Below are 18,973 nucleotides of genomic sequence, written 5' to 3'. Positions count from 1 at the left end.
TTTAACCACATAACCATCAATTGCTTTATGGAATTAAAAATTAAATCGAACTTTCGGAAACGAATTAGTGCCGCAATTCTGGATTACCTGATTTTTTCAATTGTTTTTTATTACTATCTCGCTGTTCTTGGGAAACAAACAGATGGTAAATTCACCTTTTATGAATGGGATATCGTTTTCCCTGTTGTTGTGTTTTGGATATTCTATTTTGTAATTATTGAAGGAATCTGGGGAGGAACCTTAGGATTTCAATCAATGGGATTAAAAGTAATAACCGACACACGCAATACCATTGGAATGACCCAGGCATTCCTGCGAAGACTTCTCGATCCTATTGATATATTTTGCTGTGGAATTCCGGGCATTCTCGCCTTGAAGTTTACTGAAAAACATCAGCGCTTTGGTGATTTGATTGCCAAAACCATTGTTGTCGACATATTTGATCAAGAGCAGTACGTGACTCCGGAAGATCAATATTAAGCTTGTTTTAAATACTTATTCTTCTTTGCATTCCCGCTTTTGCTTTATTAATTTTATAAAGCATGCAATTACACAAATGCCCAAACAAGATAAGGGCATTTGTGTTTTCTCTTTTTCACATTCCATTTTAGTTCTTGCTTCGTGTCGTAAAACGACCTTGGTTTATCTATCGAACAATATTATTTAATCAATTTTTAAAATGATTCAAGTAAAAGGTTATGCCGCCCCTCAGGCAAAAGCGCCCTTGGCGCCATTTAATTTCGAACGTCGGGAAGTAGGTCCGTTTGACGTTCAGATTGAAATTCAATATTGCGGTGTTTGTCACTCCGACATTCACCAAGTTCGCGATGAGTGGGGAGGCTCTATCTTCCCGATGGTGCCCGGTCACGAAATCGTGGGTAAAGTGATTAAGGTTGGTGAAAAAGTGACTGGCTTTAAAGCGGGCGATCTGGCAGGCGTGGGTTGTTTAGTTGATTCGTGCCGTACCTGCTCCAGCTGTGTGCAGGGTTATGAACAATACTGTGAGGTGCATTGGGTGGGAACATACAATAGCGTTGAAATGGACATGAAAACACCAACATACGGCGGTTATTCAAACCAAATTGTTGTTGACGAAAGCTTTGTGCTTAGCATTTCAGATAAACTCGACCTTAAACGAGTAGCGCCTTTACTTTGCGCGGGCATTACAACCTATTCTCCATTAAAAGAGTGGAAAATTGGTAAAGGGCATAAAGTTGGTGTTCTTGGCTTAGGAGGATTGGGTCACATGGCCGTTAAACTTGCAGCATCCATGGGCGCCGAAGTTACTGTACTTAGTACTTCTCCATCAAAAGAGAAAGATGCAAAGGATTTGGGAGCACATAAATTTGTGGTAACCAAAGAAGAAGAACAGCTGAAAGGAGTAACCAATTACTTCGATTTTATTATTGATACGGTTTCGGCGGAACATGACTTAAATGTTTATTTGAATTTATTGCGACTTAATGGAACCATGGTTTTATTAGGTGTTCCTCCTGAATCGCCAAAGATTCAAACATTTAACCTTATTGCTAAACGCCGTCGCTTAGCCGGTTCATTAATTGGAGGCATTAAAGAAACCCAGGAAATGCTCGACTATTGCGCCGAACATAACATTATGTCGGATGTTGAGATAGTTTCCATGAATCAAATTAATGAAGCTTATGAGCGCATGCTTAAAGGTGACGTTCATTATCGTTTTGTAATTGATATGGCTACGCTCTAACAGGTGATAAATATTGACAAAGCGGCTTATTTCTAATGAATGGGCCGCTTTGTTTACCACTTAAAAATACAAGCAAATGAAAAATCTAAATGTGCTTCTTGTAACCACCTCTCATAACGACTTAGGTAAAACAGGCCATAAAACTGGGGTTTGGCTCGAGGAATTGGCAACTCCGTATTATGTTTTTAAAGATGCCGGAGCCAATATTACCATTGTTTCACCTAAAGGAGGAGCGGTTCCTCTTGATCCAAAGAGTGAAGAGCCTGAGTCTAGCACTCCGAGCTCCGAACGCTTTAAGAACGATCAGGAAGCGCTAAATAAATTGACTAATTCCAAAAAGATTGAAGAAGTTAAGGCTGACGACTTTGATATGGTGTTTCTGCCGGGCGGTCATGGGCCCATGTGGGACTTAGCAGACAATTATGACCTAAAAGAATTATTGGAAACTTTTCATAAACAAAACAAATCGATAGGTGCGGTTTGCCATGGTGTGGTGGGCTTGGTTGCTTTGCGAAACGAAAAAGGGGAACCAATTGTTAAAGGTAAAAAGCTAACCAGTTTTACTAATAGTGAAGAAGAATTGGTTGGTTTAACCCATGTAGTTCCTTTTTTACTGGAAACTGAGTTACTAAACCTTGGAGCCGATTACCGGAAAGGGGACGATTTTAAACCATTTGCTCAACATGATGGTTTGTTGTTTACCGGTCAAAACCCTGCTTCATCTGATCTGGTAGCAGAGGCAATGATTGATCATATTAAATGACTGTAGCTTTAATGAAAAACTAAGGTTAGATTATAAAAGAAAGTTTAGATTTATGTACTTTCTATTATTGACCTAACTGTATGAAACAAGCTTACGTTACCATTTCATTTTTATCAGCTTTATTTTTAGTTTCCTGTAATCAGGAGAAGCCCGCAACAGTTGCTGTGGCACCTGCAGATCAAGCTAAAAATGCCATGATTGTAAATAACTTAAGAGCTGCACAAAATGCCCAAAAGGTTGTTTCCAATACAAGCAAAGCAAGCTCAGTTAGTGTTCCTTCCTCTCAAAACTTCGGACAATCACCAGGAGTGAATCCTGTAAACCCTGCTCATGGTCAACCCGGCCATCGGTGCGATATTCCAGTTGGAGCTTCTTTATCCACACCAGCTCAAATGCTTACTTCCAATAAAAGTCAGGGAACACAACCAAGTAATGGCACGGCACCCTCTGTAAAACAGGCAAATGTACAGGCTCCTATAACAACGGCCACCAAGCCAGGCATGAACCCTCCACACGGTCAGCGAGGGCACAGATGCGATATTGCAGTGGGAGCTCCGCTAAATTCAAAACCAAAAACAGCTGCTGTAAACCAGAGTAATTCTGCAGCTCCGGTTTCCGTATCCTCTCAACCGCAAACTGTTCCCGCACCGGTTTCTGCAATAACACCTGAAGGGATGAACCCTCCTCATGGGCAGCCTGGGCATCGTTGTGATATAGCCGTGGGTGCTCCTTTACCAAAAAATTAATAAAGGATTATAAAAACAATTGCTCTATAATGAATAAATAAAACAGCTTTTTCGCCATTATTCATTCGTCATAGAGCAATTAATAATTAGAGACGGGTTAATTACCCAATTCTTTTAATGCAATATATGCCATTAATCCGGTACTTATTGCCAACGCACTTTCATCAATATCAAAAGTTGGAGTATGAACAGATGAGGTAATGCCCCGCTCTTCATTCCGTGTACCCAAACGATAGAAACAAGCATCAGTTACTTGTGAATAATAAGCAAAATCTTCGGCAGCCATCCATATGTCCAGGTCCAGTACATTCTCTTTACCTAAATACTCTTCAGCAGAAGCTCTAGCGGCAGCGGTTATCTTCTCTTCGTTTACTAAAAAAGGATAACCATGAGCAATAGTAAACTCGCAGCTTCCACCCATACTTTCAGCAATGCCTTCGGCAATTTTTTTCATACGGACATGGGCTTCCTTACGCCATTCTTCATCAAGCGTTCTGAAAGTTCCTTCCATCTTCACCTCATTAGGAATAACGTTGGTAGCGCCATTGGCTATAATTTTTCCGATAGATAATACCGAAGGTAAACGAGGATCGGCTATACGGCTCACCACTTGCTGAAGAGCCACAATAATATGGGCCGAGATAAGCACCGGATCAATATTCATATGCGGTTGCGCGCCATGGCCACCTTTGCCCTTTACCGTAATGTAAAGCTCATCTGTAGAAGCCATGTATTGTCCCGACCGGAAGCCTACTTTACCTGCATCAATTAAAGGCATTACGTGTTGGCCAATAATTCCTGCAGGCTTTGGATTTTCTAGTACCCCTTCCTTTATCATTATACTGGCACCTCCGGGCAGTAATTCTTCGCCAGGCTGGAAAATTAATTTTACAGTTCCTGCAAACTCACTTTTCAAGCTTGATAATATTTTAGCCGTTCCTAATAAAGAAGCACTATGCACATCATGCCCACAGGCGTGCATTACGCCTTCATTTGTTGACTTATACACTACTTCATTGGCTTCCAAAATCGGCAAAGCATCCATATCGGCTCTTAATGCCAACACTTTATCAGAAGGCTTTTCTCCCTTTATCAGGCCAACAATACCCGTTTCGGCTTTATGCTCAAAAGGTATACCCCATTCGGTTAGTTTTGAAGCAATAAATGCAGAGGTTTTAAATTCTTTGAAAGAAAGTTCAGGGTTGGCATGTATATGACGGCGATTGGCAATTGATTCTTGGTGAATGTCTGTTGCCAATGCCTTTATTTTATCTTTAAGCATAAGTTGTAAAGAACATTAAGAATAGTTTTTGTTTAGTGCTCAATAACAGAGCCTTTATTGAGGCAGTTCTGTTTCTCCTTCCAGATAGATCTTTTGAGGATTCAGTTTATCAGAAACAATGAAAGCTACATCAAAGTCTTTTTCCAGCATTTTTCTCAGCTTTTCAGCATCAGGGCGGTTGGCAAAGTCACCAACCCTTAATTTATAATTGGGCATTTGATAGCTTAAATAGCTGCCCAATTCAGGGTATTTAAGCGCAAATTTGATTTGTAAACTGTAAGCTTCATTTCTGTTTGGGCCCGAATATATTTGCAGTCGGTAACCAAAAGCCGGCGGTTTACGGTTAATTTCTATTCGTTTGGCCAATAACTCGTTAATACCTGGCTGAGCAATAACCTCAACGTTTGAAAGAAGGATAGAATCTTTTAAAGGAGCTGTGTTTTCAAATCCCGAATTATCATCTATTTCATTTTTTTTTGGTGCATCAACAGGAGATTTTTCAGGCTTGGTGGCCGGAACAATGCTTTTACCATCAGCCGGAGTGTTTTGTTTAGCAGGGGCTGCCGGTTTTGGTGCTGGTTTAGTGGTGGTTGGTTTAGCAGCCGGTTTTGAAGGCTTTTGCTGTCCGTAAACAATAACTGGCATTGCTAAAAACAATGCGAGCACGGCAATTATGGTTTTTCCCTTTATCATCTGCTTCCTGTTATAATGCGTTCAATTTAGCAAAGTTAAACTTTACACAACAGACTACTAAAAAATAAAGTACGATTTCTGATCGCAATGCGATCAGAAACCGTACTTTAAAAATTTTATTGCAAAACTGTTAAAACTAGAGCTGACCAGCTCCGTGACAGTTTTTATATTTTTTTCCGCTTCCGCAAGGACAAGGATCGTTACGACCTATTTTTTGCTCTACGCGTACCGGTTGTTGTTTTACAGCAATGTCGTGAGCCAGCTCTGGAGGCAACCCGTGATTACCATTGTCCTGATACTCCGGATGGCTAACTTTTAAATTGCTCAAGTCAGTACGTTCAATTGGCGCTGCTTCGCGAACTTCTTCCGGCTCATTCATCGGAATATTACCTTTAAACAAGAAGTCTAAGGATTCTTTATTAACACTCGACAAGCGTTGTTTGAACAAATTGAATGATTCGAACTTGTAAACCAATAACGGGTCTTTTTGCTCGTAAACGGCATTTTGAACCGATTGCTTTAATTCATCCATTTCGCGCAAGTGTTCTCTCCAAGCATCGTCAATAGTGTATAACAATACCGAACGCTCAAATGCATGAACAACTTCTTCGCCTTTAGTTTCGTAAGCTTTTTTAAGATTAACCGAAACCTGGAATCCTCTTACGCCATCGTTAAACGGTACAATGATATTCTCAATTGCCTGTCCGCGAGTTTCGTAAACATCCTTAATTACCGGATAAGCATTTTTGGCTATTGTATCTGATTTACGACGATAGAAGTTGGAAATTTGCTGATATACAGATGAAACTACGTTTGCAGCGCTTTCATCCAAAAAGTCTTTATCAGTCATTTCGGTATGATACGCAAATACACGTAATACATCCAGCTTAAATCCTTCAAAGTTCTTCTCTTCACGGTACTGTTGAACAAGTTCTTCAACCGTGTCAAAAACCATATTATCAATATCTACTTCTAAACGCTCACCGAACAAGGCGTTGTGACGTTTTCCATAAATAACGGTACGTTGCGAGTTCATCACATCGTCGTACTCAAGCAGGCGCTTACGAGTTCCGAAGTGATTTTCTTCCACTTTTTTCTGAGCACGCTCAATAGATTTGGTAATCATTGAATGTTGAATCACTTCACCTTCTTCCAAGCCCATTTTATCCATTAACGATGCGATACGCTCCGATCCGAACAAACGCATTAATTCATCTTGCAATGAAACGAAGAACTGTGAAGACCCCGGGTCACCCTGACGTCCTGCACGACCACGTAACTGGCGGTCTACACGGCGAGATTCATGACGCTCGGTTCCAATAATGGCCAAACCTCCTGCTTCTTTTACGCCTGGGCCTAACTTAATGTCGGTACCACGACCAGCCATGTTGGTTGCAATGGTAACCGTTCCAGCTTGTCCCGCCTCAGCAACAATTTCTGCCTCACGTTGGTGCAGCTTAGCATTCAGCACGTTATGTTTAATGCCACGTAACTTCAGCATACGGCTTAGCAACTCAGAGATCTCAACCGATGTGGTACCTACCAGTACCGGACGACCAGCCTGCGTTAATTTTACGATCTCGTCTACTGCTGCGTTATATTTTTCACGCGCAGTTTTATAAACTAAGTCTTCCTGATCTTTACGCGAAATGCCTTTGTTGGTTGGCACTTCAACAACATCCAGTTTATAGATTTGCCAAAACTCGCCCGCTTCAGTGGTAGCAGTACCCGTCATACCACAAAGTTTATGATACATACGGAAATAGTTTTGCAGGGTAATGGTTGCGAATGTTTGAGTAGCGTCTTCAACTTTCACGTTTTCTTTCGCCTCAATAGCCTGGTGCAAACCATCAGAGTAGCGGCGTCCTTCCATAATACGGCCGGTTTGCTCGTCTACAATTTTCACTTTGCCTTCGTCAATGATGTATTCAACATCTTTTTCAAACAAAGTATATGCTTTTAACAACTGGTTAACCGAGTGGATACGTTCTGATTTAATGGCGAAATCGCGCATTAATTCATCTTTATTACTGATTTTGTCTTCATCACTCAAATGTGATTTTTCAATTTCAGCAATTTCATTTCCAACATCAGGCATGATAAAGAAATGAGGATCTTCACCATTGGCGGTGATCATTTCAATACCTTTTTCGGTAAGTTCTATAGAGTTATGCTTTTCGTCGATCACGAAGAATAATTCGGCATCGGCTTTAGGCATTTCTTTTTGTTGATCTTGCAGATAGTAGTTCTCCGTTTTTTGTAGAACCTGGCGCATGCCTTGCTCACTCAAAAACTTGATTAAGGCTTTACTTTTAGGCAAACCACGGAATGCACGTAATAAAGCTAAACCACCTTCATCGGATTTATTTTCGGTAAGTGATTTTTTAGCTTCCGTTAAAAAGCCGTTCACCGCATTTTTTTGAGCATTTACCAGGCGTTCAATGCGTGGTTTTAATTCATAAAATTCATGCTGATCGCCACGAGGAATAGGACCGGAGATAATCAATGGTGTACGGGCATCGTCAATTAAAACTGAGTCAACCTCATCAACCATTGCAAAGTGTAATTTGCGTTGCACAAGCTCATCCGGGTTACGGGCCATATTGTCTCGTAAATAGTCGAAACCAAATTCGTTATTGGTACCGAAAGTAATATCGGCCAAATACGCCTGGCGACGTTCTTCAGAGTTAGGCTGGTGCTTATCAATACAATCAACTCTTAAACCATGGAATTCATATAAAGGACCCATCCACTCGCTATCACGACGAGCCAGGTAATCATTCACCGTTACAATGTGAACACCTTGGCCAGAGATGGCATTTAAATAAGCTGGTAAGGTAGCCACAAGTGTTTTACCTTCACCGGTAGCCATTTCTGAAATTTTACCCTGGTGCAAAACGGTACCACCTAACAGCTGTACATCGTAATGAACCATGTTCCAGGTAACTTCATTGCCGGCAGCCATCCAGGTATTTTTATGAATGGCTTTATCGCCATTAATGATAACATTGCTTTTACGGGCAGCTAACTCACGGTCGGCTTGTGTAGCAGTAACCTCAATTTCGCTATTTTCAGTAAAGCGACGAGCAGTTTCTTTAACTACAGCAAATGCGGCAGGCAAAAGTTCCAACAATACTTTCTCAAGCTGTTGATCTCTTTCTTTTTTAAGCTTGTCAACCTGATCATAGATAGTTACCTTTTCGGTAATGCCCATGTCATGGTCTTCTGCTTTTTTCTGAAGGTTTTCGATTTCAGCGTCAATCTCACTAAGGAAATCTGCTATTCTTTTCTTAAACTCATTGGTCTTAGCACGAAGTTCATCATGGCTAAGGTTCTGTAATTGGGAGTATTCAGCCTTGATCTGCTCAACTATAGGGAGCAAGGCTTTGATATCTCTTTCCGACTTGCTGCCGAATAGTTTTGTTAAAAAACCTAACATTCTTCTAAAAATTTTACTGCATTGAAAACTCAAGTATCGAGCCAATTGAGCTATACCGCCAAAATGACACCACACAAGGGGGTAAAGTTAATGTTTTTTAACTATTGCCATTCAAACCGATGCAAAGTTTTACACTTAAGTATTAATACCGAAATAATCATTTAGAATTAGTTTTTTACTTAAAATTTGTATTGTATACAATTTTAGTTACGTTTGCGTCGACCAACACATCGAAAAACCTTTCTCTTGAGGATTAAAAAACCTTTTTAACCCTTTAAATTTCAAAAATTTATGAAGAAAGTTTTTGTACCTATTACCCTATTGGTATTATTGGCGATACCCTTTGCCAATGCACAATCTACCAAGTTAAAAGCTGTTACATTTAGTTTAAGACATGGTGAAAATCCTGCTGGAAAGAAGTTCGACATTGAGGGCATCGGCTCTTTTTTGTACGGCATGCAAGCTGATTTTATTGCCTTGCAAGATATCGACAGCGTGGTGGCCCGCTCAGGCAATTTAAACCAACCACAGATTTTGGAACAAGTTACCGGTATGAACATAGTGTATGTGCCTTTAAAGAAAGTGGATAATGGAACCAATGGAATTGCCTTACTTTCTAAATGGACGATCACCTCTACCCAAAAAATTGAATTATCAGCTGGTAAAAAGGCGGCTCCGCAGGCAGCGATATTAGTTAACGTACTGGATGCCAACAAAAAACATCTTACTTTTATTTGTGCATTTTTAAATGAGGAATCATCTCTGGTTCGTAAAGATCAGTTGAATACCATTTACAGGGCTGTTGCTGATATTGAAAACCCGGTAATTTTGGCTGGAAACCTGAATATTGCACCGGAAGATCTGGAGTTTGACCAGATTCAGAAAAAATGGCAGGATTCAGGAGGGTCTGCTTTTACCTATGAGACTAACGGAGTTCAAAAGCGCATTGATTACATCTTGCTATCAAAAAAAAACACCTGGAGTGTCTTGCAATATAAAATTTATACCAATGAATATTCTGATCATTACCCCGTAGAAGCAAAGCTGGAAGTGTTTTAGTGTGCTGTTCAACAAAATCCATAACTATTGTAATTGAGAGAAGGCCGGCCCACAACAGGTTGGCTTTCTTTTTAGCATTATATTGGTTTTAATAATACTGCAACAATTTCAATTTTTCTGTGCTATTACACGGGCCTTTCTAACGCTCTGGAGATTCAGCTACATCAAATTATGTTATAAAACATTATTGAGTTTAACATATTGAAGTAACATAATTGTTTTTGCATCTTTAATATCCCCACGTTCTATCATCTTCATCCCTTCGTTAATATCAATTTCTAATACTTCAATATTTTCTTCCTCATGCTCAACACCTCCTCCTTCAGACACTTTCATCTCTTTGGTGTATTCGGCGATAAAGAAATAAAGGATTTCTGTTACCGAACCCGGCGACATATACGCTTCAAATACTTTACGTACATCGGTAACTTTATACCCTGTTTCTTCTTCAGTTTCCCGTCTGATACAATCTTCCGGATTGTCTTTATCCAACAAACCTGCGCAGGCTTCAATTAACATTCCGCTCTCATTTCCGTTTACAAAGGTTGGCAGGCGAAACTGTCTTGTAAGAATAATGGTTCGCTGCGCTTTATTATAAAGTAAAATGGTCGCACCATTTCCGCGATCGTAAACTTCTCTGCTTTGGGTCAGTTTTGAACCATTCTTTTTGGTGTACTCATAGGTTATTTTTCTAAGTACATACCAATTATCAGAAAGCACTTGGGTGTCTAAGATTTGAATATTGTCGATCATTTATAGGTAAGGTTTGAGCGTTAGCAGCTTTTACTATTTGAGTTTTGTTCCATCAAAATTATAGATATCAGTCATACTAAATGCAGTTAAGGAAGAGCCATTTTGGTTCAGCAGATCCAGTTTTCCTTTAGCTTCAGTTAAAGATGGAATTACTCCTTCTTCGGTATACCACATTACGGCTCTATGGCCCTCAATTTCATTGGACCATTTTTTTCTGCTTTTCAAAAAATAGCTATGAACCGTTTGATAGGTATACGATTTCAAATAGTCATAATTTTGCCACACCGACATATTAACAAATATCAACTCGTCTTTGTATGGCGTTTCTACGTTGGCCGCACTTGCTCCATTGTCGTCTTTAAGTCGCCATACAAAACCCGGACTTTCTTCAGCCAGTTGATTCACAGGAGCCAAAAAATCTTTAAATTCTTTAACAACCGGAGAATCGATATGATCTTTAAGTTTTATGATATTGAATTGAGAAAGGTGATATTTTTTATTGTTCATAGTTAATGATATATGTATTTGAAGGATTGAATTAGGATGATTCCGACAAACGAGTAGATTGTAATCGGGTCAGATTTAAGTAAACGTATTATTCTGGTAGATGTTCTTCGTCTTTGAAAATAGATAAAAATGTGCAGGATTTAAACGCTGTGTACGCAGAAATTAATCATTAGCATGCAGTTGAAACAATCTGATAGATATAACCAGGTGCATTTTACTATGTTTTATTAGATCAGCTTCTTGTTTAACGTCTTCTATAATTTCAAAGATATCTCCCGATTATTCTGTGTTGTCAATGCTCTTGGAAGAAATTAACCGCCATATTGCCAAACCGATGTTGTGCCTTCGTTTTTTTCCTTTTCTATAATTGAATCAATAAAACCATTAACGTTTATTTCCTTCAGTTCAGCATATTTTTTCCTATCCTGATTGGCCTTTCCTGCCAATTCGTATTTCATTTGTTGGTACACTAATCTGGCCCAATCGTTTTTTCTTAAAAAGTCCCGAGATAAAATATGTCTTTCCAATGCTTTACTGTTACTCGGACAAACATAAAGATGATGCTTTACGGTATCTAAAATTTCACTTGTCCATTTCCCACTCCTTTTAAAAACATCACGGTCCTCGATTCCCTGATTTCCATTGTGGTAATATCCGATTTCTTCTAAGCCTGATTTAATTTTGCCCCAATCCACTTGATTAAAATAGATAATATCAATATCGATTATTGGTTTGGAAGCTAAATTTGGCACCGAAGTACTTCCAACGTGTTCAATACTATATTCAAGTCCGTTTAACCCATTATCAATTTCACGTTTTATGTCCGTAAAATCTTTAATCCAATTTGATGTATATTTTTCGATTAACATTCTGTTTTTCTTAAATGAGGAACAACGGTTTCGCTATACGCAACACTTGTATGTATGTTAATTGCATGCATGTATATTTCTTTAATTGAATATTCTCATTCCTTCAAAAAAGTAGTAGCCCGCAGGGCTGTTCATTCAAAAATAACTTTTCTGTTTCACTCTCAAAAAAAGGCAGTAATTTCACTCTTAAGCCTACTTGTTCTTAATAAAAAAGGGAGGCAAAAGCCTCCCTTACAAGGTATTTAAATATACAGCTATAACTTTCAAAGCGCTACTTCCTTCGCCCATCAATTTTAAAATTACTGCCCAATTGAGCATTAAACGGACTAATGAGGTAGTTATAAGTGCCTCCGTTACAATTTTCTTATTTAAGAATTGAAATCGAATTGCTTAAAAGAATACCCAGCCTGCAAGCCATAAAGAAAATTGCCTCCCATTGGCGGGCTCGACCTCCCTGATTGTATTAAGTGTTCGACTCTTGATTCCGCTTGGGATCCACGACAAACCACCTTGCAATCACCGGATCATAGAACTTAGCCCCATAATCGCTCTAATTCTTTTTCAACTTGTTCTTCATTCGTTCTAAAAAACCAGGTTTTTCTGGCTCTTTAGTTTCGGCAGCTTTAGTGGAGTTGTTTTCGACCGTTTTATAGCTATCGGCTAAAGTCATGATCTTTAAGTTATTCTTAACTTGTTCCAAAGTGAGCCCTGATGAAAAATCAATGGTAACGGTTTCTCCCGGCAATAGATCGAAATAGTTTTGCGCGAAGGCTGATGACTGATCATTGGGCAATTGCAGGTAAATGTTTTTAGCTAAAATATCAGTTCCCAGTTTAATTCTGAAGCCTTTATCATAAGCCGTAATTTCGGTTGTAATAGTTGGCTTAGCAAGATTGATTGCTTTAATGGTATCAAGGTAAAGGATATTTTTTGAGGCAATTTTTCCGTCAACCAATAACTCAATCGATAGCAAATGTTCCGTCTTGTTTAATGTACCAATATGCGCATTTAGTGGCTCTGTATAAATTACCTTGCTGGCATTAGCCGCAAGATGCACATTCTCGGATTTGGCCCAAACCTGGTTTCCTTTAAAATCTATGAGCTTCAACTTTAATTCAGCCGGTTTATTTTCTCTTAAATCAGAAATGGCATAAATATTCAACTTCTCTTTTTCAATTTCCGGGTCCACCAAAATGGGCGAGAACGCTTCTTTTGCATAATACTGTAACGCTTTCCATCGTCCGTAGTAATCAATACTACTCCAGGAAGCTACCGGCCAGCAATCATTTAATTGCCAATATAAAGTGCCCATGCAGTAAGGCATATTGCGACGATGGGCCTCAATAGCCAATTTAATTCCTTCGGCTTGCAACAGTTGACCCACGTACAGAAACGATTCAAAGTCTTTTGGTTGGCGGTAATAACGATCCATATAAACCTTAATCAAGCCGTTTCCCTTATAACTTTTCTGGTGCGTTTTCATTACCGGAGAGTTAATGTCGAAATCTTCGGTTTTGGCAAAACGCTTAACGGTAATCATATCTGGAAACGACTGGAAGCCATACTCGCTCATAAAGCGGGGAATATGGGTGTTATATTCTTCAAAGGGAAGCTCGGCATGCCATACCCCCCAAAAATGGTTGTCGCCTTTCTTAAAATCCTCGGCTTTGCCCCAATTACTTATTGGCGATGTAGGAAAATAAAAACGGTTGATATCGAAGCGCTCTACTGCATGCGGCAACACTTCATCAAACACTTTTTTATAGCCTTCAACTAATTCCTGTTGTTCTTTCTCACTGTATTTGTAGGTGCTTTGCCAACCCCAGTTTTTCCAGGCCACACCAATTTCATTATTGCCGCACCACAACGCAAGGCTAGGATGCTTACGCAAGCGCTTAACATTATATTCAGCTTCGGCTTTAACACTGGCAAGAAAAGCTGAATCAGAAGGATACATGGTGCAGGCAAACATAAAATCCTGCCAAATCAGAATGCCATTTTCATCGGCTAAATTGTAAAACTCATCGCTTTCATAAACGCCTCCACCCCAAATGCGCAGCATATTCATATTCGACTGCTTTACATCCGCGAATACTTTTTGCAAGCGGTCGGTGGTAACCCTGGGCAGAAAACTATCAGAAGGAATATAATTTGCACCTTTCATGAAAACCGGGGCCCCATTTACTTTTACGTAGAAACTTTCGCCCATTGAATCCGGCTCATTCACTACTTGTAAACTTCTTAGGCCGATCTTCTGTAATTTGCTGTCGCCTCCATCCTCCGTGAGCACTTCCAGGTTTACCTTATATAATTTTTGCTCGCCTAAACCATTAGGCCACCAGCGTTTTGGGTTTTCAATTTTAAAGGTAACATGCACATTTTGTCGGCCCGGCGTAAGGTATTGATCCATGTAAACCGGTACGAATTCATTATCAGGGCTCGAGACTTTCAACTGAACAGTTTTATCAATTGCTGATTCAAGCTCGAGATCGGCTTCCAAAGATGCTTGAGAATTGCTTAAGTATAACTGCTGAACGTAAGTGTCAATAATTCGCACTTTGTTCCAGGCAATAAGCTTTATTGGTTTCCAAATACCTGAGGTAACAAATCGCGGCCCCCAATCCCAGCCGTAGTGATAAGGAGCTTTACGGGTAAATACACTGGTTTTTATTTGCGATTGCTCATTGTCGGCGGGATATTTTATAGCAGAGGCATTTGCCTGTGGCAAAGCCGTGTTTACCGGCGAATGAAAATAGATCTTTAATTTATTTTCGCCCGGCTTTAGAAAATCTTTCACATGCAGCTGGTAACCAATAAACATATTATTGGTTTTCAAAGCCAGAGAGTCGTTTATGAAAATGTCCGCATAGGTATCTAAGCCATCGAACTGCAGGTCAATATTATTGTAGGTGTTAAGCTCATCATCAATGTTAACGGTAGTTTCATACACCCAATCTTTAGTTTCTATCCATTGAACCTCTTTTTCGTTGTTTCGGTAAAAAGGGGCGTTAATTACTTTATTCGCCAGCAGGTCGGTATGAACAGTACCCGGAACAGTTGCAGGCAGCCATTGGTTGCCATCGGCTTGTTTAAATTTCCATCCCTGGTTGAGTTCAATGACTTTTACCGATTGTGACCAGGCGGTTTGAGCTGCTGCCATAACGATAAGAGTAAGGTATAGTTGTTTAAAGATTTTCATGGTTGGTAAGGTTGTTATCGGCTAATTTTAATGTTAGAAAGATCGTCCAGTTTATCTTTCATTGCTTTTACTTTTTCTACATCAACTATCGGCTTCTCAAATTCTGATAATTGACCTTCTTTTCCCATTTTAATATTTGGGTTGCGGTATTGCATCTCGGTATTTACAAATTTGGTGGCCGAAGAGTGAAAATGACGAATACCCGCTTTAAATAGCTGCTCCATATTGCCGGCGTTTACACCGCTACCAGCCATAATAGCTATGCGGTTGCCCGCCTGTTCCGATAATGACTGAAGTACAGAAACTCCTTCGGGGGCGGTATTATAGGCTCCAGAAGTTAGGATTCGTTTGATCCCGCATGAATAAATAGCCTCAAGCGACTCAACTGGATTGTTGCTCATATCAAAAGCACGATGGAAAGTGACATCCAATGGCTGGGCGAGATCAACTAATTGTTTGGTTCGATCGACGTCTATAGAGCCGTCAGCATTTAAAATACCGATCACCACTCCATCAGCACCAAGTCTTTTTGCCTCTGTAATGTCGTATTTCATTACTTCAAACTCGGTAGGGTTATAGCAAAAATCGCCTCCACGCGGACGAATGATCACATACAGTTTTATGTCCTTAACCTTGCGGGCCATAGCAATGGTTCCCATGCTGGGCGTGGTGCCGCCATCTTGCATGCTATCGCAAAGTTCTACGCGGTGCGCCCCACCTTTCGCTGCCTCAGCTACCGATTCAGCCGAGTAGCAGCATATTTCCAGTGTAGGCTCAATGATCGTATTCATTATTAAAAATTAATATTCCAGAATCAATTCATCAGAAAACATCCATGGACGATTACCGGCACCAGGATGCCATCCGGGTAAATTTCCAATATTTTCTACGTTAACCTTAATAAATTTGATCTTTTCTTTGGAATCACAAGGTTTGGTAAATTCTTTTATGTCGATCTCCTGCTGGCCCAAGGGGATTTCATTTTCAACTGTTCCCACCTCTGTGAAGGTCTTTCCATCAACCGACACCTGAAAAGAAATGGTTTTAGGCAAGAAGATCCAGGAACCTGTGTTTTGCATGAATCGCATTTTTAAGGTTTTAACCCACATAGGTTTTTCAAGCTCAATAATTAAGCTGTAGCGTTCGTCATTTGAGGCAAACCAATACCCGTCTCTAAAGTTGTAGGTTCCAAACGTAGCATCCAGTAAAACATCAGCCGTATTCGGGTAAGTTGTTCCTGCTGTTGCCGTTGATGAAATTTTAGGGAACCGGGCTTTAGCTCGTTTGATTTGTGCACGGGTAAAGTTTAAAGTAGAAACTTCACTTTGAACCCCGTTGTTATCTATTGCAACAGCATTAACTGTTTGGCTTTTGTTTATTTCGAAAGGACGATCGTATAGTTTAGAATTGTTAGAAGGAGGGGAGTCATCAAACGTGTAATAGATCTTAGCGGCTGGTGTTTCCGTTTTTAATTGAACCGATTTTTTTCCAACGAAAAGCGTTTTGCCCGAAGCTTCATAAGGCATAAATAACAAACTTTCCTTTTTCGCGTCGGCAGGCATTGTAATACTGTGGTTCGGTCTGTTTTCTTTTGCTACTGCCCAGTCCTTATTTGGGGTACCTCCTAAATTAAATTCCAACGAACCTGATTTGATAATAGCCGAATGATTGATAAACCCTTTAACATAAGAGTTGCCGTTTAATGAAGCTGATTGAATGTACTTATTGTCTTCAGAATTATTATGCGCGGTAATTGTAAATGCATGATCTGTTTCAGGGTTAAGGGTTACCGATTCAAACAAAGGACTTCCTATAATATATTGGCCCGATGCAGGATTAACCGGGTAAAAGCCAAGGCTGGTAAAAACGAACCAAGCCGACATTTGTCCGCAGTCCTCGTTTCCACAAAGGCCATCTCGCTCCGGAGTGTAAAGCTCTTCCGCAATTTTGCTTGCCATCTGTTGCGTTTTCCAGGGCTTGCCCACAAAGTTGTATAGGTAGGCCACATGATGGCTTGGTTCATTTCCTTGCGCATACTGACCTACTAAACCGCTTACATCCACAGCCTGTTCATTGCTAACATGCGGCTTTTGACTAAATAAGCTATCCAGTTTAGCGCTGAAACGATCATCTCCGCCATAAAGACTGATTAGTCCGTTTACATCCTGCGGAGCAAAGAAACTATACTGCCATGAGTTACCTTCGGTAAAATCACCACTGCCTAAAATTGAAACCTGCGATGGATCAAACTCAGGGTTCCATTGTCCGTACACATTTCTGCCTCTCATAAAACCGACAGTTGGGTCAAAGGTATTTTGATAGTTCAAAGCTCTGCCCAAAAAGTATTCATAGTCATTTTCCTTTCCTAGCTTTTTGGCTACCTGGGCAATGCACCAATCGTCGTAGGCATACTCGAGTTGTTTTGAAACGGCATTATTCTCCAGTTCCCGTGGAATAAATCCATTCAGTTTATAATACTTTAGCCCCCGATCATCATCCATGGCACTTTTTTTCATAGCTTCATAAGCCATATTTATATCGAAGGAAGCCTGCTCCTTTAAAATCATATCCGAAATAACCGGAATGGCATGATAACCGATCATGGTTCCTGTTTCATTAGAAGCCAATTCCCAAATGGGTAAACTGCCCGATTGTTGGTAATCTTCGAGCATGGACTGAACAAATTCATTATTTTTTTCAGGAGCGATAATGGAAAATAATGGATGCAAGGCCCTGAAGGTATCCCATAGCGAAAACACGGTGTAATGGTTACCGTCAGCTTCATGGATCTTCTTATCCATTCCTCTGTATTGCCCGTCAACATCATTATAAATGTTAGGATGAATAAAGCAATGATAAAGTGCCGTATAAAATATTTTTTTCTGGTTTACCCTGGATGAATCGATGGAGTCAACCGGGGCATTTATTTTAATAGTTCCCAGTTGTTTTTCCCATATACTTTCGGCAGTGGTTTTAGTTTGATCAAAGTCCCATCCGGGGAGCTCAGCTTCAAGATTTCTCCGGGCGCCATCAATACTTACTGAAGAGATGGATACCTTGGTAAGTATGGCCTCCTGGTCTTTGGTGGAGAAACGAAAAATTCCTTTAACAGCCTTACCTTCCATTTTTCTGCCATCAACTATCAGATCCTGGCCATCGGCAACCGCAAATTTTTTAAATGGCTTTGAGAATTTAATAACGAAATAAACATATTGGTCATTTGCCCAGCCTTTTGATCGGCGAAGCCCCACCACTTCATCATTTCCATTGATTTGAATAAAGCTTTCAACCACCTCATCTGAAATGCCGTGCTTTAGATCAATTACAATATTGCTTACTGATGATTTAGGATAGACATATCGATGAAACCCCACCCGTTGGGTGGCGGTAAGTTCAGCCTTCACTTTATAATCATCTAAAAAAACACTGTAATAGCCTGGTGCTGCCGTTTCATTTTCGTGTTTAAAACGAGAGCGGTAACCTTCTGAAGGATTTGCCTTTGTTCCCGGCTCCAATTTCCAGGCACCAATGGTAGGCATTAATAAAATATCGCCGTAATCAGCACCGCCTGTCCCGCTTAAATGTGTGTGTGAAAAACCAATAATGGAACTATCGGAACTGTGGTAACCTGAGCACCAGTCCCAGCCTTCGGTTCCGGTATCGGGACTTACCTGCACCATGCCAAAAGGCAAAGTTGCCCCTGGAAATGTATGGCCGTGGCCGGCAGTTCCGACAAAAGGATTTACATAAGAAGTTAGTTTTTGGGCGTTAACTCCAAAAATTGAGGTACAAAGTAAAATTGATAGCCAAATCTTGACTAAACGCTGATTCATGGGTGTTTGGTTTGTAATTCCGAAAATCGGGATTCTGTGATAAAATGCAAAAGAGCTTTGACTTAAAAAACGAATTGAAAGCACAAATCATACCTTTTCCTAAACAT

Annotated in this window: 14 protein-coding genes; 5 read left to right on the top strand and 9 right to left on the bottom strand. The window is 40.1% G+C overall.

All coding sequences use genetic code 11. From position 1 onward, the window contains the following. The first annotated feature begins 27 nt into the window (after positions 1 to 27). From C3K47_RS00485 to C3K47_RS00470, 4 genes are all read left to right on the top strand, one after another. Positions 28 to 480 (top strand): RDD family protein, encoded by a 453-nt coding sequence (locus C3K47_RS00485; RefSeq protein WP_103787114.1) that lies wholly within the window; start codon positions 28 to 30, stop codon positions 478 to 480. A 199-nt stretch (positions 481 to 679) separates the two neighbouring features. Beyond that, positions 680 to 1,723, top strand: coding sequence for an NAD(P)-dependent alcohol dehydrogenase (locus tag C3K47_RS00480; protein WP_103787113.1), 1,044 nt, complete (start codon positions 680 to 682; stop codon positions 1,721 to 1,723). A gap of 76 nt (positions 1,724 to 1,799) precedes the next feature. Then, positions 1,800 to 2,486: a type 1 glutamine amidotransferase domain-containing protein gene (locus tag C3K47_RS00475; RefSeq protein ID WP_103787112.1), complete on the top strand. Its 687-nt coding sequence runs from the start codon at positions 1,800 to 1,802 to the stop codon at positions 2,484 to 2,486. A gap of 80 nt (positions 2,487 to 2,566) precedes the next feature. Beyond that, positions 2,567 to 3,232: a hypothetical protein gene (locus C3K47_RS00470; RefSeq protein ID WP_103787111.1), complete on the top strand. Its 666-nt coding sequence runs from the start codon at positions 2,567 to 2,569 to the stop codon at positions 3,230 to 3,232. 97 nt (positions 3,233 to 3,329) lie between these two features. On the opposite strand, the gene C3K47_RS00465 is transcribed toward C3K47_RS00470, so the two are convergent. The 3 genes from C3K47_RS00465 to secA all read right to left on the bottom strand — a co-directional run bounded on the left by C3K47_RS00465 (position 3,330) and on the right by secA (position 8,646). Beyond that, positions 3,330 to 4,514 (bottom strand): M20 metallopeptidase family protein, encoded by a 1,185-nt coding sequence (locus C3K47_RS00465; RefSeq protein ID WP_103787110.1) that lies wholly within the window; start codon positions 4,512 to 4,514, stop codon positions 3,330 to 3,332. A gap of 54 nt (positions 4,515 to 4,568) precedes the next feature. Next, complete coding sequence (locus C3K47_RS00460; protein ID WP_103787109.1) at positions 4,569 to 5,207, bottom strand: SPOR domain-containing protein; 639 nt, start codon at positions 5,205 to 5,207, stop codon at positions 4,569 to 4,571. Between the two features lie 136 nt (positions 5,208 to 5,343). Further along, entirely contained in the window at positions 5,344 to 8,646 is a 3,303-nt protein-coding gene (gene secA / locus C3K47_RS00455; RefSeq protein WP_103787108.1) for a preprotein translocase subunit SecA, read from the bottom strand. 291 nt (positions 8,647 to 8,937) lie between these two features. On the opposite strand from secA, the gene C3K47_RS00450 reads away from it, so the two are divergent. Then, positions 8,938 to 9,705 carry an endonuclease/exonuclease/phosphatase family protein gene (locus C3K47_RS00450; RefSeq protein ID WP_103787107.1) on the top strand — a complete coding sequence of 256 codons (768 nt, stop codon included), beginning with the start codon at positions 8,938 to 8,940 and terminating at the stop codon, positions 9,703 to 9,705. A gap of 174 nt (positions 9,706 to 9,879) precedes the next feature. On the opposite strand, the gene nudK is transcribed toward C3K47_RS00450, so the two are convergent. The 6 genes from nudK to C3K47_RS00420 all read right to left on the bottom strand — a co-directional run bounded on the left by nudK (position 9,880) and on the right by C3K47_RS00420 (position 18,866). Then, entirely contained in the window at positions 9,880 to 10,458 is a 579-nt protein-coding gene (gene nudK / locus C3K47_RS00445) for a GDP-mannose pyrophosphatase NudK (RefSeq protein ID WP_103787106.1), read from the bottom strand. A gap of 33 nt (positions 10,459 to 10,491) precedes the next feature. Beyond that, positions 10,492 to 10,965, bottom strand: coding sequence for a DUF3291 domain-containing protein (locus C3K47_RS00440; protein WP_103787105.1), 474 nt, complete (start codon positions 10,963 to 10,965; stop codon positions 10,492 to 10,494). A 311-nt stretch (positions 10,966 to 11,276) separates the two neighbouring features. Then, entirely contained in the window at positions 11,277 to 11,834 is a 558-nt protein-coding gene (locus C3K47_RS00435) for a GrpB family protein (RefSeq protein ID WP_103787104.1), read from the bottom strand. 550 nt (positions 11,835 to 12,384) lie between these two features. Beyond that, the gene (locus tag C3K47_RS00430; protein ID WP_243392468.1) at positions 12,385 to 15,033 is read right to left on the bottom strand and encodes a beta-mannosidase; all 2,649 of its coding nucleotides are present in this window, start codon (positions 15,031 to 15,033) and stop codon (positions 12,385 to 12,387) included. Between the two features lie 14 nt (positions 15,034 to 15,047). Further along, positions 15,048 to 15,824 carry a copper homeostasis protein CutC gene (locus C3K47_RS00425; protein WP_103787102.1) on the bottom strand — a complete coding sequence of 259 codons (777 nt, stop codon included), beginning with the start codon at positions 15,822 to 15,824 and terminating at the stop codon, positions 15,048 to 15,050. Positions 15,825 to 15,833: 9 nt separating this feature from the next. Continuing rightward, positions 15,834 to 18,866, bottom strand: coding sequence for a GH92 family glycosyl hydrolase (locus C3K47_RS00420; protein ID WP_103787101.1), 3,033 nt, complete (start codon positions 18,864 to 18,866; stop codon positions 15,834 to 15,836). Positions 18,867 to 18,973 lie beyond the last annotated feature (107 nt).

This window comes from Solitalea longa (assembly GCF_002920915.1).
GTDB lineage: Bacteria > Bacteroidota > Bacteroidia > Sphingobacteriales > Sphingobacteriaceae > Solitalea > Solitalea longa.
The sequence above is the reverse complement of the archived record's forward strand: the minus strand, read 5'-3'. Positions and strand labels throughout refer to the sequence as shown.

Bases quoted from the DNA above. Each gene is read 5' to 3' on its own strand.
- C3K47_RS00485 (WP_103787114.1), top strand. From the start codon at position 28: ATGGAATTAAAAATTAAATCGAACTTTCGGAAACGAATTAGTGCCGCA.
- C3K47_RS00480 (WP_103787113.1), top strand. From the start codon at position 680: ATGATTCAAGTAAAAGGTTATGCCGCCCCTCAGGCAAAAGCGCCCTTG.
- C3K47_RS00475 (WP_103787112.1), top strand. From the start codon at position 1,800: ATGAAAAATCTAAATGTGCTTCTTGTAACCACCTCTCATAACGACTTA.
- C3K47_RS00470 (WP_103787111.1), top strand. From the start codon at position 2,567: ATGAAACAAGCTTACGTTACCATTTCATTTTTATCAGCTTTATTTTTA.
- C3K47_RS00465 (WP_103787110.1), bottom strand. From the start codon at position 4,514: ATGCTTAAAGATAAAATAAAGGCATTGGCAACAGACATTCACCAAGAA.
- C3K47_RS00460 (WP_103787109.1), bottom strand. From the start codon at position 5,207: ATGATAAAGGGAAAAACCATAATTGCCGTGCTCGCATTGTTTTTAGCA.
- secA (WP_103787108.1), bottom strand. From the start codon at position 8,646: ATGTTAGGTTTTTTAACAAAACTATTCGGCAGCAAGTCGGAAAGAGAT.
- C3K47_RS00450 (WP_103787107.1), top strand. From the start codon at position 8,938: ATGAAGAAAGTTTTTGTACCTATTACCCTATTGGTATTATTGGCGATA.
- nudK (WP_103787106.1), bottom strand. From the start codon at position 10,458: ATGATCGACAATATTCAAATCTTAGACACCCAAGTGCTTTCTGATAAT.
- C3K47_RS00440 (WP_103787105.1), bottom strand. From the start codon at position 10,965: ATGAACAATAAAAAATATCACCTTTCTCAATTCAATATCATAAAACTT.
- C3K47_RS00435 (WP_103787104.1), bottom strand. From the start codon at position 11,834: ATGTTAATCGAAAAATATACATCAAATTGGATTAAAGATTTTACGGAC.
- C3K47_RS00430 (WP_243392468.1), bottom strand. From the start codon at position 15,033: ATGAAAATCTTTAAACAACTATACCTTACTCTTATCGTTATGGCAGCA.
- C3K47_RS00425 (WP_103787102.1), bottom strand. From the start codon at position 15,824: ATGAATACGATCATTGAGCCTACACTGGAAATATGCTGCTACTCGGCT.
- C3K47_RS00420 (WP_103787101.1), bottom strand. From the start codon at position 18,866: ATGAATCAGCGTTTAGTCAAGATTTGGCTATCAATTTTACTTTGTACC.